This window comes from Legionella sp. JM-2024, assembly GCF_055389095.1.
Window position 1 is genome coordinate 2,582,759 of the sequence record NZ_AP039388.1, and the last position, 16,819, is coordinate 2,599,577.

A 16,819-nucleotide genomic window follows, 5' to 3' on the forward strand; every position below is an offset into this window, starting at 1 on the left:
CATGCTCCAATTTTTAGTTGAGTTCCATCCAAACAACAAAAATCGGTTGTTTTTGACCGTTACATTTGAGCTTCTTAATTTAACTTCCGAAAAATTTATTATTACCTGATTATCAGATAATAAAAAATACATGTAAAATTTTAATTATTTCAATTTGTTAATTTGAGGAGGTCTAAAGTATGGGTAGGCTTCAACGATGGTACTCAGCCCTGGCTTATAGTGAGTTTATAAGCGGGTTAGTGCTGAGCACCCATTCTACTATCTTGATTTAATTACTGAAAATGCTTTACAAATTCATAGTCGTAAGACTGCAAATTATTGCCGCTACAGATAGGACTTGCCCATTTGTCAGAACAAGGTCTATCTCTGCTAAAAGACCACATAGACAAGCCAGCAAGTGATTTTTTTTGCGCAAATTGCTTTAATTGATCAGCGTTAAATAAAGTAAACTGCTCTGAATTAACATCGTTAACACCAATCATAGGAGTGACTTCAATCATCTGCCACAAAGCCTCTTCTTTTTGATCCGGATACACTTCATGTAACAATTGATGGAGATTCGTTGCAGCTGAGATAGCATAATCTCCCATATCCCCACTATAGGCAGGTCCATAATCCATAGCCATTATATTCACTTTAAAATGAAGTCCAAGAGTAGCGGCTGAAGTCACGATGTCCTTTCCAACAGAAGTTAAACCTTCCGGCATAACAGGAAGTGTGAAACTTAATGACACTTCAGGATGTTTCTGCTGAAATATTTTCAAGGCCTGTAACAATTTAGGAATATTGGCTGTACCATTTTCTATATCAAAATCCAGGCCATTGGCATGATATTGATTAATTACTTGATTGAACGTACTAATTAATTGATCTTTATCACAATGGTAGGAAATATCGGTTCCATTTGCACCACCAAAGGATACTGCAAGCTTCACACCTTCGCTTGATAATGTGTCAAACTGCTTTTTACCCCACCCTTTTGCCACATTATAAGTTTGCTGTCCGCCCCAAGCAGGCTGGCATTGGCCACTATCCGTAATAAAAGCCAAATGATAACTTTTTATCCCCAAATTTTTTGCTGGGGCAATCAAGTCCATTGGCTCCATATCCTGTGATTGAGGATCCCAATGTGTATTGATCGTTAAATCAACATAAGGGCTAAATACAGGTGCTATTAGTGAAGCGGCAGCAACATTACTTGATAATAACAAACCATTTAGTAAAGAGAAAAATCGACTGTATCGCATTGATAATTTTCCTTGAGAAAAAATAATGTTTATTTTTGCATCATTGGGTCAATTAATCAATCATTTTGATGTTAAATAAACACGTTGACAGCGAACAAAGATTTACTCTAACGTTTACCATCTTGTTGTGTTTTTTGCTCTTTACAGTAAGGAAATACTAATGAAGAACCTCTATATAGATCCCGATATTGCAAAAGCATCTACAATTCCTTCTGAATTTTATACTTCAAAGGAATGGTTTGAAATTGCAAAAGAAAAGATATTTGGCAAAACCTGGCAATTTTGTATCAGTACTGAGGATCTAAATACCAGCAGGCAATTAATCCCGTTTACCCTACTGCCAGGGCTATTGGATGAACCCTTGTTATTTGCAAAGGATGATCAGGATACCATTCGTTGCTTGAGTAATGTGTGCACCCACAGAGGGAAAATCCTGGTTGAGGAACCTTGTACTGCACATAAAATAAAATGTGCCTATCACGGCCGTCGATTCAATTTTTGCGGCGAATTACTTCATATGCCCGAATTTGAACTAACAAAAAACTTTCCATCAAACAATGATAACTTAAGTCAAATTCCAACCGGTATTCTTGAACCTTTTCTGTTTGTTTCACTTTCTCCTGCTATACCATTCCATGAAGTATTCGCTGAAATCAAAGAAAGATTGTTTTGGCTTCCTATGGAACGAATGCATTTGGACAAACAAAGATCCAAAGATTATCTAGTCAAGGCACACTGGGCATTGTATTGTGAAAATTATCTGGAAGCCTTACACATTCCTTTTGTGCATCCTTCGCTAAGAAAAGCCATTGATTGCAATACCTATACCACAGAACTCTTTCGTTACTTTAATCTGCAACTGGCCTTAGCCAGCCCTGATGAAATAAGTTTCGATTTACCAAAAGAATCGCAAGATTATGGAAAACAAGTTGCCGCCTACTATTTTTGGATATTCCCCAATACTATGCTCAATTTTTATCCTTGGGGTTGCTCTGTCAATGTTGTTAAACCACTTGGCCCTGAATTAACCCAGGTTTCTTTTTTATCTTTTGTGCTTGATTCATCAAAGCTTGGAAAAGGGGCAGGAGGAGAACTGGATCAAGTTGAACAGGAAGATGAGGCCGTTGTTGAATCTGTACAAAAAGGAATAAAATCTCGCTATTACGATGCAGGACGCTTCTCCCCAACAAAAGAACTCGGCACTCATCATTTCCAAAGATTACTCTGTGAATTCCTTAATGATTAGCTATCGCAGGATTGGGCTATTTTGGATAGTTTAAAAACTGAACTACCAATATGGCCTAATTCCTGAGAAAAAATATTTTTGATAAGAAAATTTAAATAAACTAATTAATTGAGTTAGAATCTTTTTTACATAAAGATTGGGGATATCTAATAAGCCCTCTCTCATTAATATAACCCCATGTGGCGGAGAATGACAGGATGGTTGCTCAAAGAGAACTTTATATTTTTACCCTGATTGGGCTACTTCTAGGGATAATAGTTGATATACTGATACGCAATCATAATACTACGGTGTTTATCTATAGCGTTATTACGCTTTTTAGTATTTTATTTGCCCTTACTTATAATAATGTTCATCTGTTGAGGCTCATAGGAACCAGCTTTGTTCTTGCCGTCTTTTTATCTATACCCCTGTTTCCGCTAAAGATGGATTACTCTATTAAAAATTATCTGCATTTTTTTATTTTTTTAGTAGGATTTCCTTTTTTTGTCTATGTCGCCCACTCTTTTCACTATGCCTTTCACCATGACAACACCTGGCGAGTAAGTTACAGCAGTTTATTTGCTGCGGTGTGGAATACCATCCCCATCGTATTTATTGCTGTTATATTTTCCACATTAGCCAATTTACTAATTATCATGGGGGCCTTTGTATTCAAAACAGTCGGCAGTAATTATTTATGGAATTTATACCTTTACAACCATGACTTTAAGTTAATTAGCAATACAACCTTATTTTTTATCGGCTTAGGTGTTAGTCAACAGAATATCAATATCATTCACAATATGCGCTTTTTGTTACTTAGGATAATGTACTATCTATTCCCTCTTTTAGCAGCTATCAGCATTCTTTATTTTATTTTATATCTATTTCACTCCTTTTCCAGTAACGAAGTACATATCGATCCCTTGCTCGTATTAATTCCATTAACTACAGCCGGCATAATATTCTTTAATGCCTATTTTCAAGATGGAACTACTAAATCAGACTATCCCTCATGGCTAAAATTATCCTTAAGAATATATAGAATTATCTTATTCTTCCTCTCTTTAATGATGGCTTATAAAATTCTTTCAGAATTTTCACTGGAAACTAATGCCTTTATTTATTTATTAGTTACAATCCTGTTCTGTTTAACCTATGCCGTTACAGCTTTCTTCAATGAAAACAAGGAAAAGCAATGGATTTATTTAGGAAATATTGCTACTGGAATATTTTTCGTTGTCACCATTTTTCTCTGTAATCTTCCATATATACCTATAGAGTTCACCATTGGTGGAGGTAATGCAACGAATATTATATTCACAACTCCATCATAAAAAGTCTATTCTCTACCTCTTGTCAGGGCAAATCATACCCTTTTGAGTGGATTCAATGCCTTATTCCGCTCGAATTATTGTCATCCTGAGCGAAGCGAAGGATCTCCTCACTTGAAAGGTTTCGAGATAAATTCATTCTAAAATTCATGGGCTTTACGGCTTGCTTTCAGGAAAAATTACTCTAAACCCTGGTTCTAAAATCTGCCCCAAAGGATTTTGAGATAGTTCACTTGAAAACACAGCTTTTCGTAATTCTATTAAACGTAGAAAATGCTTTCTTAAACCTAATCTTGCTGATAAAGATTCTTTAAGAAAGTATTGATAAATCTTTATTTGTTTTACTAATTCTTTAGAGTCCATTGGTGCCTTGCTGATATAATCTGCCAACTGACGTGAACCTTTAACATAATTTTCATTTTTTCTCAGATTGGCAAGGAATTGCTCGAGCCATTCTTTGTTATTAGCTTGATTGGTTTCTGGAATTAATTTTAATAATTCACACCGTTTTGTTGAAAATAAGGGATTAGTAAAATCAATCATAAGGACAGATCGAGCAAATTGTTCGCTAATTGTATTGTGTTGAATGAGTTGCTTAATGGCATTGAGATCTGCTTTCCCCTTAACCGGCGTAAGCCAGGCATGATCTGCATCTCGCAAAGAAGTTTCGGGGAAATAGGTATTAAACTCTTCCAATAATTGATTATAATCTTCAGCAGAAATAGTTAAATCAATGCGACCTAATAATGGATTGAGCCAAAAAGCGGATGGAATTGATACGATCGCCTCTGACGAGCCAGTACTGGATTCGAGGTTTATTTCTGTTGTACAAAATAAAGGCCGTAACTGTTCCTGCAATGATAGTTTTCCCTGGAATTTTTTCATTTTTCTACTGCCAATTAAATGCTGCATTCCGGTAACCACCTCATTAGCAAATAAACTCGCATCTTTGACTTGTTCCAATAAGTGGCTCACATCATCATCAGGCTTATTAGGGGCCAAAATCAGTGGACGATTATTAGTCCACCAATCATTATGAGGTAAGTTCATTTCTTTAAGAATAGGTCCACCTGAATTGTGACAAGCCGAGCAGCGCATACGATTTCCAAAATGATTTTCTCCTTCAGGGTTTATCCTATATAACCAGGTGTTATCCTTATAGGCATCCTTTGAATTTCCTCTATAAAACCAACGTACGCCTCCATTTTCTATACCCCGAAGTTCATAAAAATTATAAAAATTCTTCCTGGAATCCCAACTAATCGCCTCAATCAACAATTTACCTTCCTTGGGTTTTTGATCCAAAATAATAGTGCTACCCTTCAAGCCGGTAAAATAGCCAAGAAATAACGCTCCCTTTTCAATGAATTGGCCAGGAGACAATTGCCCATACACTGATTCAAAAAAACTAAAACTGCCCTCTGATGGATTATTTCTTCCCCGGTTCGCCACCATTCCTATTATTTCTTTTAATCCATTTAATGTCATGGAATGTCTTAATTCCTGAATGGATTGCGGACAAATTTCAGAATTGGATAATAGATAATACAAAGGATCCGTTAATTTTTTATTAATCGGTTGACTGTTAAAATAGACAGTACAAGTCGCATGAGCGAGTGAAGAAATAAACAGTAAAACAAACAATATTTTTTTCATTCTGAACATCCATTTGGAAAATAAATTATTATCTGCTCAAAATCAGAACCTGGATTAAGCAAAGTCATGATCCAAGCTAATGAATAGCTCACATGAGCTTACTCAGGAATAGGTCTAACGTTCCCAATTTTTGCATTTTCCTCAATGACCTGATTCACAAAAGCATTCCCATACCCTATCCAGGCTCCTCTTTTAATTGTTGTTCCAGGGCCAATTTTAGTGGTCATTCCAACAAAGACATTGTCTTCTATCACGACGGGAGATAAAAAAAGATAATTTCCTACATCAGAATGGCAACTAATGGATACCTGGCTGGCCAGAGTAACGTCCTTGCCAATAGAAATTAGAGGACAATCAACAAAATCGATATCAAATGAGTTCATGACATGAAATGACACTTTAATTCCAAGCGCACGCCAATACAAATATTTAATAACATTAAACGATTGCAATAAATAAATAAGACCGACAATCTTCGCCGCACGAGACAGCGCAAAATGACAAAACCAGGATATCATTGCTTTATTCAATTCCCGTTTATATCGGCCAGACTTAAGTCTCGGCAGACTGATTCTGATAATAGCAATGATGATAATAAAGGAAAAAAGTAAAACAAAAGGAGAAAGGACTAAAACCAGCCAAGTTCTTGAAAACCCATAATACACAAACAAACCTGTCAGACTAAATGCAGCAACACCGGGCATTAAACTGAGAATAATTGAAATCAAGTCAATAATAATGAGAGAAGAGGTAGTTAACTGACTTTTTTTAACAGGCGCTTTTCTATTTTTGGTTTTCCTTTGCTCTGCCATAACGTTATTTCCTTAAAGATGGGAGAAATGTAATTGCCAACGTTAAACTAATGTAATGAGATATGGCGAGCTATACTAGCAAAATTAGGTAATGATGTGAAAGATATCCCCTAAATTTTACGGGGGATATCTCGACTCCGATCATATTAAATTATTCAATAGAGTCATGAAAAGAGGACTCATTTTTTTGCTTTGTAATTATCAGTATACTGTTGTCCTAGAGTTTTAGCCTTACTCAGATCCTCTGCACTCATGGACTTCTCTAGTTCACTCACACTAGCAGCTGCTTTTTCAAAGCCATTGCTCTTGGCAGCTGTAAACCACGCATAAGCTTTTACTGGATCAGCTGACACTCCGATACCATCTCTGTAATACACTCCTAATTGATTTTGAGCCTTACCATACCCTTGCTCAGCAGCTTTTTGCATCCAGTACACGGATTGATCCAGATTTTTTCCGACACCATCACCATAAAAGTACATATCTGCCAGATTAAATTGTGCATTAGCATTCCCCAAGTCTGCACTTTTTTGATACCAATAAGCCGCTTTTTGCAGATCAGTTTTACCCAGTTTACCTGAGTCATACAAATATCCAAGTTCTAATTGAGATTTGGCATGTCCTTGACCAGCTGCTTTCTCAAAATATTCAGCGGCCTTATTATAATCTTTAGGAGTACCATCCCCTTGCTCGTACATTAAACCAAGATTATATTGTGCACTGGCATTGCCTAAATCAGCCGCTTTGGTATACCAACTGACCGCCTGAGTCTTATCCTTTTTTACCCCTGTACCAGTGTCATAATTATAACCAATAGCTAAGGCAGCATTTGAATTACCTTGTTCTGCAGCTTTCTTATACCAAACCATAGCTGTATCCGTATTCTGAGGAACCCCTGTTCCAGTATCATACATATAGCCTAAGCCATATTGACCGTCAGCGTTATTTTGATCTGCGGCCTTCTGGTACCATTCAAAAGACTTTTTAAACCCTTCTGGTGTATTCAGGTACCAATAGAATCCGGCTAATAATACCTGAGCATCGACGTTTCCTTGATTTGCCGATGCCAGCAATAATTGCTCTGTTTTTTCTGGATTATAGGTTACACCTTGTGCATTATAATACATCTTACCAAGCAAAAATTGAGCCTTGGCATCTCCTTTATCTGCTTCAGGAGACAACAAGATAAATGCTTTTTCGTAATACCCTTTATTATAAGCCTCTTCACCTTCCTGAGTTGTAGCGATAGCTGAAGAGTTAATTAATGTAAGCAAAGAAAGAGATAAAATATATTTTTTCATGTCCATGATATATACCTTATTTTTAAGAGCTATCGCTTTAAAGTATATGACATAATTTTAACAATGCATAAAATAGGTTTACTTTTAATATTAGTCGCCAACAAGACGACGCTAAAGTCTGAATTTTCAGTATGATAGACTGTTAATTGACAAATCATATGAATCGATAGGATCTTTATCTTTTGGAGTTCTCAAATAGTTCGCAGATTGAAAAAAATCAGGTTTAAATGGACTTAAAGTCTCTATGCCTATACCCAATAAATTACCAATGAAACCCATATTGGCAAATCGCTTAATTGTAGCACCTTGTTGACTCGTTCCGATAAGCACCTTATTGACATAACTTAAGCAATCATTATCTCCTGGCTTCATTTTCGTTAAAACAAAAGACGCTCTAGGAGCATTAGTTTCCTGGAGTTTTCTATGATAAGCCAACATCTCCACAATTTTTTTACCATTCACTGTTCTCGTTTCACTTTGAGCGGGCACTTCGCTGGTATCTGTAGGTTGAGGGGTAAACTCAATTAAATACTCATGATTTTTAATATTAATTTTTATATACGCATGATGGCCAACACATCCATGAAGCATAGACTCACCAATAAAACTGGCCAGGAATGAGTTAATTTCATAAGGAGTACTTTGATTTAGAAATTCTTCGTACTCAAAATCATTATCGAAGAGAAGCTTAATTTCGCTTTCTACTTCGTTGAGGTAAAATGAAAATGGTTTAATTTTTTTTGGGCTAAACATTGAAGAAGAATGTTCTTGATTGACATTTTCCAAGCTTTCACCAAGACCATCAAGGCCAAATTTTATTTGGCGCAATAACTCGTTTTTAAATATTTTTTTAGGCGCCCTGAAACCAAAAAGCCCGCCCATTACAGTACCAGTAAATATCCCAACCAAAAAACCAGTGATCGGTTTGTATTCGTAGATTCCTTTGGCTAATCCTATTATTGATCCCACCAATCCACCAACCAAACTCAAAACAATGCCCGTTATAATTCCTCCGATATGAAGCAAGATAACCTTAACTTGAGCGGTAAAATTATGAGTTTTTGCGACTCCTTGTAACTCGGAAAAATGCAGAACCAATTCTTTCAGTAATTGGCTTGAAGAGCATTCATGATCTAAAAAATTAGCAGCTTTTAATTCATTTAGCTTATGTAATGTATTTATCAACTTTAAGAATATTTCTAAAAATTCATGGCTGGATGGATCATTTTTGGTCTTTATCGATTCTAACAAGATATAGAGATAATATTTAAACTCTCCAGCAGGTAAATCAATAACGCCCTGCCTGGCAAAATCAATTTTAAATGCATAATTTTGCTCATTGACCATGAAACACATACCAAAAACATTTGCTAAAGCAATCAAAGACCAAATATTATACTATGATACTCGAGAAACTGCAAAATGGCCATTTAAGGATACTTTTTCCCCATAATTTTGGAAAATTCATCTGCCCTAAAATAGGCATTTTGAATGCATATTGGATATATATTAAATTATATTTGCACATCTACACTTCTTTCATCTCTCAGCGATCACCTCTTGAGAGATAAACTTGGGTTTAGTTTGACCATGTAGATCAGCTAATAACTCTTCTTTGGGTAGTTGAAGTAAAGCCACAGACAGAACTTCTTCCGTTTCCACGCTATGAGCATAAGTTGGACTAATCTGGATTAATTGTTCGTGCAACCCTTTTAATAAGAGTTCGGAAATTTCTACTTCATCATCAGTAACCAAAACAATACGATTTCCAACACTATTACGCGCAAAATACCAATATGGTTCTATATTAAAATGAGTTGCTTGCACGGCACTTTGTAATTCCTGACCTGTGATTGAGCAACTTTCCAATTTCAAAAGTTGTGTTTTATAACAAAATTCAAGTTTGGGAGAACTGTTCAAATAGCCAGTACATTTGACAATATCCTTGAGTCTATAACGAACAAACCCCATAGCTGTTGTTAAAAACACTTCGTATTTTTTTCCTACTTCCAATTCCCAACATTGTAAAAGATTATCCTTCTCAATTGCTTCTTCCTCTGGGATAAACTCCACAATATGAGCACCAGGATGTAAGATACCTCCAACATCTTTTGTTTCTAAAGGAACTGTAAGCCAACCTTCTGTTGCTGAATAAGTACCATCTACCAAACTTACCTCAGAACCCAACAACTTTTGTAATTGATGTGCCGGATATTCACAAAGTCCGGATGTCCAACATCCAGCTACTTCCAAAGACGGCCATAGTTGTTTGAATGAGAGATTGTTATCCTTAAGTAAATTTTGTAAATGTTTCCGACGTTTTGGGGTAATTTTAAGAGGTGGAAAATGCGACGGCAGAGACTTATCACCCAATAAATAAGGAAGATATTCTTTGAAGCCTTCGATACAGCGTTGATAAAAAGCATCTATTACCATAGGTGTCACAGCAAAAATAGCACTTAAATCCGACGCTAAACCATAGACAGGCCCCCACTGAGTATAGGCTTCGTGGCTGGTAAATACTTCATCAGGCATGGCGTAAAATCGTTTAATAAAAGAAGGCAAATTACGATAATTAAAATGACTGATCCACCCGGCAGGGGTACCTGCCGGGGTAGTTTTATGGGCATCTACTGCGACCAGGTACAACATTTTTTCCTTAAAAAAACCAGGAAAGCGTTGAGTTAGACTATAAATATACGGTGCCATCGTGCGCTGAAATTGCATTTGAAATGATGTCGTTATAGGAAAAAACTTTCTAATACCCGAAGTCCCTGAAGTTTCTGACCAAAAAATCAGGTTTTCACCATTAAAGGGTTGAATGGTATGATGCTGCGCTGCTAACAATTCTCCTTGATAGTCTTCATACGTCGTGATAGGAAAATCATTCAGATTTATAGTAGATTTATTTTTTAACAATTTCTGCCAATAGGATGATTTCTTCAGTAAAGGTACAATTTCCAAATTCCACAATCTGTCTCTTGCCTCTTTTGGATATCTGGTATCCTTCAGAAAAATTTGATATTTTTTCTTTGTCATTGCTGCAATTAAAAATCTCTTCCAATTCATCTCTGATTACCCCGCAATATTGATTGGTATGACAGAAAATAGCTGGTTTTTTCGCAAACAGGAATACAAACGATCACTCATAGCCTCTTGCAACACACTATCTATCATTTGACCTGAATTCAATCGCTTAAGTATTAACTGCATAGCCAAGTGTAACCAATCTGTATTTTTCAAATCATCAGACAGTGATCCCTGATTATAGTGCCAAAATTGCAAGCAACAACTGGCAGCAAAAATCCAACAATACTTTTCTGCCAAACGAAAAACTGTCAGACTGCGCGGATCGAATAATTTCAGATCACGTAAATGCACTACCTCTTGATCCAGCTTTTCAATTTCATGACGTATTGCAGTGATGAGCGAGTTGATTGGAGCTGAATTCAAATGCATGATACCAGCAAATACGTCATCTTCTTCATGAGTAAACAGGCCTAAATTATCTTCTTCAAAACGAGGGCAAGACAAATGAATATTAAAAATTTGTTCTAATTTGTCATAGTGCCCTAATGGCTTTTTACCTCGCATGCCTGCCTGAGGCAACAAATTACCAGCAATAAGGGATAAATTCACTTGAGTACTTCCATCAAACAAGCCTACTACTTGAATATCACGTCTTATTTTCTGGAAAATAGCCCATTCAGTGGTTCGCAAATAGGCTCTTGCACCTAAAATAATGGCGCACTGCTCTACTATATCTTCTCCAATGTGAGGAATAAGAAATTTAATGATCGCCGACCAAAGACTCATTTTCCCAGGCATTACTGTACAGGCACGAACCATAACGTGAGCAGTACAATCTGCAATCAATAGCAGAGTGAACAGCTCACCTAGCCTTTGCTTGACCACTGGTATCTCGAATACTGGTTTACCATACAGCTGTCTTTGCAAACTGTAAGACAAAGCCAGCCTCAAAGCGGTATCAGCCCCCCCAACCGCCAAACACGCACATAAGGTCCGTGATATTTGAAATACCTTATAAGTGATCTCCAGACCGCGTTGTTCCTTACCTATCAGTGCGTCTTTAGACACTTTCACTTGATCAAAAGAAAAACCGCTAATATCCAGGCCTCTGACACCATGAGTTGGTAACTTGGGTATTGGTGAAATCCCCTTTTCAATTGATTTTTTATCGATATAAAATAAAGAAAAACCTAATAATCCACCCTTGTCATTTCTACGACATAGCACTACCGCATACTCGCCTAAAGTTGCAAAATTAACACACCATTTGCGCCCGGAAATTTCCCATCCATCCCCGAATGGTTTCGCATTCATTTTATTGGAGGCCAAATCGGTTCCATGTTCTTCTTCGGTTAAAGCTAAAGCACCTATCTCGCCTTTTCGAAGACGTTCACTCAAAAGTTTTTTTTGTTCAGGATTTCCAGCAATCCATATTGGCAGAGAAGCAAAGAAAGCCAATCCAAACATAATAGCAATAGTAATATCGCGTCTGGCTAATAACTTGGTTAAAGTATATATTTCATCCAGTGAGTTCAAACGCCCCCCCAGATAATAAGGGATGGTATAATCCATATAGCCCCATTGCTGTATCAATTCTATTTGTGACCAAGCCAACACTTCTTGCTCATCTGCTAACAAAATTTGCTCAAAACTAACTGGGGAATTATCATCAAAAGGATTACCTAACGATAACTCGAAAGACTCCAAAATCTGTATCAAACTTTCATAAGGCGTCACATTGTTTTCCTTATACAATAGAATGTTTTGCCGGGGGCATATTGTCCATTTTTCTATATAGAAGCTCTAAGTAATGCGCCAAGCGACTGCGAATTTGCGACGGTTGAATAATTTCATCAATTAATCCTAAAGAACAAGCATCCACAAGAGAATCATCAACGTGAAACGCTTCATCCGACTTAGGATATGATTTTTCTTGTGCTGGTTGTCCATCAATCGTTTGCACTTTGCTCGTGGTTTCCTTACCCATTACTCCCAGACTTGCTGTTTCCAAAGCCAATACCAGATCACCATTCTGTGACCTGGTTTGCATCATGAGAAAAGCTGCGGCTCCATAACATTTACGAACAATAACACTTAGTCTTGGCACCCTGGTTTGCATTGCCACACAAAATCGAGCCCCATGCTGTAACAATCCCTTTTGCTCTTCCCTTTTGCCAGGCATAAAACCGGGAACATCGATAAAAGTTAAAATAGGTATGGAATAAGCATCACATATCCTTATAAATTTGGCTGCTTTTTGAGCAACATCAGAATCAATCGCGCCGCTATAACGAATGCTCTGATTAGCAACCAGCCCTACAGCAAAACCATGGATATGTACAAAAGCACAAATCATGGCCTGTCCGTAGGACTTTTTGTACTGAATGACATTTGAATTATCCACAACACCATGAATTAAATGGAGCATATTAAACGGCACTCTGGGATTAGCAGGAATATCAGGTATAGGATGATTAGGTTCTATTACAGAATGTACGGGAGGACGATCATTGGTATGTAAGGGGAAAAATCCAAGCATGGCTTTTACATGGTTTATTTGGGCTGCCACACTATCATCCACAAAATCTGCAATACCTGTTGTAGTCGCATGAAGAGTCGCGCTCCCCAGTTCACCCATTGTAACCTTTTCACCAATAGCCTGCTTCACTACCGTAGGACTGGTCACCATCAGATAGCTTCTATGTTTACTAAAAAATAATAAATCCATTAAAACAGCGGAATAAGCTGGCGCCCCAAGAGTAGGTGCTACTATCACTGCAAATTGTGGGATGACTCCAGACAATTTAATATTTCGGGTAATAATTTGAGTATATTCATCACCACTTAACAAATTTTCCTCTAGAGATACGCCAGGAGAAGCCAAAAAAGCAATAATAGGAATGCGCAATTCTTCTGCTTTATCCATTAAATGAACAATTTTCCTGGCGCCTTGACAAGTCACATAACCTCTATTTACTGAAGAATTATGCGCATAAATAGCTACCGGCCTTTGATTCACCTTGGCTAACCCGGTAATGACTTCAGCTCCATGAGCTAAATGTGAACTGTTCGCCGGAGCATGTTCGGACTCCATTGATAAAAAGCTCTGCTCATCAATCAAACTGTCTATCCATTTAGTCAATATTGTGTCTGTATGTTGGGAAGACATACCTTACCTCTTTCATCAATGTTTATGTCCTAGAGTCCGGATTTCTCTGACACCAAAATTTATTCGTACCTCATCATAACTTAATTCAAAAAATAGGCTACTCTATATTGTATAAATTTAGAGCTATTTATCTAATACATATAAAAAATCTTGATTTAGCGTAACAAAGGAGTGTAATTTCAATAAACTAACCTATATGGTCAGGACAGCATAAGGCCGCTTTATGAATATTTTAAAACCAAATATCCACTTTGAAATTAATGCAACATCAAGAGTTTTACCCGAGTCTGGTCCTATCACAAATCTGGAAATTTTAAAGAATTTTCCGAGAACCGCAGACAAATCTCAAGGTTTTCTTGAAAAATTCGCAGAAAAAATTGGTGAAGAATTTGGCTTTCACACTCGATACTGGTGCCATAAACCCTGGGAGTCACTTGATAGTTCAAGAGAACTTACTTCGGAATCATTGGCTATTCAAGCAGTGAGTCAGCTCATATCGCAGTATAAACCAGAAAACATAGAAGTATTTCTCTTGGGTTCCACTACAAATAAACGCTTTACAGGCTCTCAAGCCGCAGCGGTACTTGGAAGTCTAAAGCTAAATGCTCCTGCTTATGATTTGAAAACAGGTTGTTCCACCTCTTTGTCAACCTTGCATTTTGCGTATGCGTTAATGGCCTTGGGCTATCAAAAAATTTTAGTGTGTTGCTCTGAAACCCTCTCTAAAGTCATAGACCCTGAAAATGAAAAAACCTGGATAGGCTTAGCTGATGGAGCGGCTTCCTTACTTTTGGAAAAAAATGACTTTGGTCCTTTTACAGTTGAAAAAAGTTTTTTTTCTACCGATGGTCAATACGTAAACGCATTTACGACTCAAGGCGTGTTCCCGCCAACTCATGAGCAAATTGATTCGATTGGTTATCATTTAGTGGGTGATGAAACCTTAATGAAAGAATTGGCTTATTCCAGATACATGCAAATGATTGACAATTTATTACCGACAGAAACAGAAAGAAACGAGATAACCTGGATAATCCCACATCAGGTCAATCGAAAATTAATAGAGCAAGTACTTCATGAAAATCATTTAAACAACAAAATAATCATTTGGGATGCTGACACCATAGGCAATATAGGTGGTGCATCCGTTCTCTACACATTAGCAAGGGCAGTTGAGGAAAAATTGTTTGATAGGCCAGGCAAAATTCTTCTAATGAGTGTAGGCGGTGGTCTTTCCTACGCAGGGCAAGTACTAAACTATCAAAAAGCGTCATTTAGCAATTAAGGTGTTTTATAGTGAGAAATGAATATTTACAGTGCGAGTCTCTGGTTGATGTAGTCAGGTTAAGGGCTATACATAGCCCTGACAAGAAAAGCTGCACTTTTCTGAATAAAGATTTAGAAGAAACCATGACTTATGAACAACTGGATCAACGTGCCAAAGCAATTGCTGCAACCTTACAAGCAGAAGGAGTAAAACCTGGAGATAGGGTCTTGTTATTGTTCGCACCTGGATTGTCCCTTATTCAGGCCTTTTTTGGTTGCCTTTATGCAGGCTGCATCGCTGTACCAATTTACCCGCCTGCACAGGAAAAATTATTGGATAAAGCGCAACGCATTGTTGCTAACTCAAAACCAATTATAGTATTCATGATTGCCGATCATATCAATAAATTCACTACAAACGAATTAAATGCAAATCCTCGGTTTTTGGGACTTCCTACCCTGGCTCTTGATAACATAGAATCCAGCAAAAGCAGTAATTGGCAACCAACTTCTGTTAAAAGCAACGACATTGCATTTCTACAATATACTTCCGGCTCTACCATGCATCCTAAGGGGGTGATGGTGAGTCATCATAATTTGCTAGATAATCTGAGTAAAATTTTTACCTCTTTTCATATGAATGATGAAACAATATTGTTCAGCTGGCTGCCCCCACACCATGATATGGGTTTGATTGGCTGCATTCTGACACCTGTTTATGGTGGAATCCCAATAATAATGATGTCTCCTTTCTCATTTTTACAAAATCCACTTTCCTGGCTAAAAAATATTACCAAATACAAAGCCACTATCAGTGGTAGTCCCAATTTCGCCTACGATTATTGTGTTAAACGCATCAAAGAAGAAAAGAAAGAAGGGTTGGACTTAAGTTCCTGGATAACTGCATTCAACGGAGCTGAGCCAGTTCGAGCAGAAACCATGGAACATTTTTATCAGGCATTTAAGAACTATGGATTTCGCAAAGAAGCGTTCTATCCTTGCTATGGTTTGGCTGAAGCCACTTTGTTAGTGACCGGAGGAACACCAGGGAATCCATGCAAAACTTTGACCCTTGCCAAAGAACAATTTCAGGATCATCGTGTGCATTTTTCAGAGGATAACAATCCAGGCAGTTACAAATTGGTCAGTAGCGGCAACCCTATTCAGACAGTTAAAATTATTGACTCTGATACCTTGATTCCCTGTGATTCTGACCAGGTTGGTGAAATTTGGGTATCTGGTAACAGTATAGCCCATGGTTATTGGAATCAACCAGAAGAAACAATGCATGCGTTCCAAGGTCAAATCAATGGAGACGATAATACACAAACCTATTTAAGAACCGGGGATCTGGGATTTCTACATGAAAATGAGTTATACGTTACCGGTCGTATTAAGGACTTAATTATTCTTTATGGTAAAAACCATTATCCTCAGGACATAGAATACAGTCTAATGCATTCTCCCCTTCATCGCGTATTAGGAAAATGTGCTGCCTTTGTGATTCAAGAGGATCATGAATATAAACTGACTGTGATGTGTGAAGTAAAAAATCGATTTATGGACGAAGCAACCCAAGACACTTTATTCAACGACATTTTTGAACTCATTTACCAAAATCATCAATTGGAAGTACACACTATAGCCCTGATTCCTCTGAAAGCTATGCCGCATACGACCAGCGGAAAAATACGCAGGAATTTTTGTCGCAAACATCTTTTGGATAATACTCTGCCAATAGTTGCTACTTGGCAACTCAATAAAATTGAGGAATAA

At 37.3% G+C, this 16,819-nt stretch carries 12 protein-coding genes; 4 read left to right on the forward strand and 8 right to left on the reverse strand.

Annotation, left to right across the window (positions count from 1 at the left end; all coding sequences use genetic code 11):
- Window positions 1-272 precede the first annotated feature (272 nt).
- The gene (locus ACZ5EK_RS11270) at window positions 273-1,247 is read right to left on the reverse strand and encodes a chitinase (RefSeq protein WP_464429663.1); all 975 of its coding nucleotides are present in this window, start codon (window positions 1,245-1,247) and stop codon (window positions 273-275) included.
- A gap of 160 nt (window positions 1,248-1,407) precedes the next feature.
- Here ACZ5EK_RS11270 and ACZ5EK_RS11275 point away from each other — a divergent pair, with 160 nt between their 5' ends.
- Window positions 1,408-2,493, forward strand: a complete 1,086-nt coding sequence (locus ACZ5EK_RS11275) for an SRPBCC family protein (RefSeq protein ID WP_464429664.1) — start codon at window positions 1,408-1,410, stop codon at window positions 2,491-2,493.
- A gap of 197 nt (window positions 2,494-2,690) precedes the next feature.
- On the forward strand, window positions 2,691-3,812 hold the full coding sequence (locus ACZ5EK_RS11280; RefSeq protein WP_464429665.1) for a hypothetical protein: 1,122 nt from the start codon (window positions 2,691-2,693) through the stop codon (window positions 3,810-3,812).
- Between the two features lie 153 nt (window positions 3,813-3,965).
- On the opposite strand, the gene ACZ5EK_RS11285 is transcribed toward ACZ5EK_RS11280, so the two are convergent.
- The 7 genes from ACZ5EK_RS11285 to ACZ5EK_RS11315 form a co-directional block, all read right to left on the reverse strand.
- A complete protein-coding gene (locus tag ACZ5EK_RS11285) occupies window positions 3,966-5,465 on the reverse strand; it encodes a hypothetical protein (RefSeq protein WP_464429667.1) in 1,500 nt (499 codons plus the stop codon).
- Window positions 5,466-5,563: 98 nt separating this feature from the next.
- Window positions 5,564-6,277, reverse strand: a complete 714-nt coding sequence (locus tag ACZ5EK_RS11290) for an LbetaH domain-containing protein (RefSeq protein WP_464429668.1) — start codon at window positions 6,275-6,277, stop codon at window positions 5,564-5,566.
- Window positions 6,278-6,456: 179 nt separating this feature from the next.
- Window positions 6,457-7,584 carry an SEL1-like repeat protein gene (locus ACZ5EK_RS11295; RefSeq protein ID WP_464429670.1) on the reverse strand — a complete coding sequence of 376 codons (1,128 nt, stop codon included), beginning with the start codon at window positions 7,582-7,584 and terminating at the stop codon, window positions 6,457-6,459.
- A 120-nt stretch (window positions 7,585-7,704) separates the two neighbouring features.
- Window positions 7,705-8,925, reverse strand: coding sequence for a hypothetical protein (locus ACZ5EK_RS11300; protein WP_464429671.1), 1,221 nt, complete (start codon window positions 8,923-8,925; stop codon window positions 7,705-7,707).
- 192 nt (window positions 8,926-9,117) lie between these two features.
- Window positions 9,118-10,647: a GH3 family acyl-acid amido synthetase gene (locus tag ACZ5EK_RS11305; protein ID WP_464429672.1), complete on the reverse strand. Its 1,530-nt coding sequence runs from the start codon at window positions 10,645-10,647 to the stop codon at window positions 9,118-9,120.
- Between the two features lie 6 nt (window positions 10,648-10,653).
- Complete coding sequence (locus tag ACZ5EK_RS11310; RefSeq protein WP_464429673.1) at window positions 10,654-12,345, reverse strand: acyl-CoA dehydrogenase; 1,692 nt, start codon at window positions 12,343-12,345, stop codon at window positions 10,654-10,656.
- Window positions 12,346-12,355: 10 nt separating this feature from the next.
- Window positions 12,356-13,777 carry an acyl-CoA carboxylase subunit beta gene (locus ACZ5EK_RS11315; RefSeq protein ID WP_464429674.1) on the reverse strand — a complete coding sequence of 474 codons (1,422 nt, stop codon included), beginning with the start codon at window positions 13,775-13,777 and terminating at the stop codon, window positions 12,356-12,358.
- Window positions 13,778-14,000: 223 nt separating this feature from the next.
- On the opposite strand from ACZ5EK_RS11315, the gene ACZ5EK_RS11320 reads away from it, so the two are divergent.
- Window positions 14,001-15,062, forward strand: a complete 1,062-nt coding sequence (locus ACZ5EK_RS11320) for a 3-oxoacyl-ACP synthase III family protein (protein ID WP_464429675.1) — start codon at window positions 14,001-14,003, stop codon at window positions 15,060-15,062.
- An 11-nt stretch (window positions 15,063-15,073) separates the two neighbouring features.
- Window positions 15,074-16,819, forward strand: coding sequence for a fatty acyl-AMP ligase (locus ACZ5EK_RS11325; protein WP_464429676.1), 1,746 nt, complete (start codon window positions 15,074-15,076; stop codon window positions 16,817-16,819).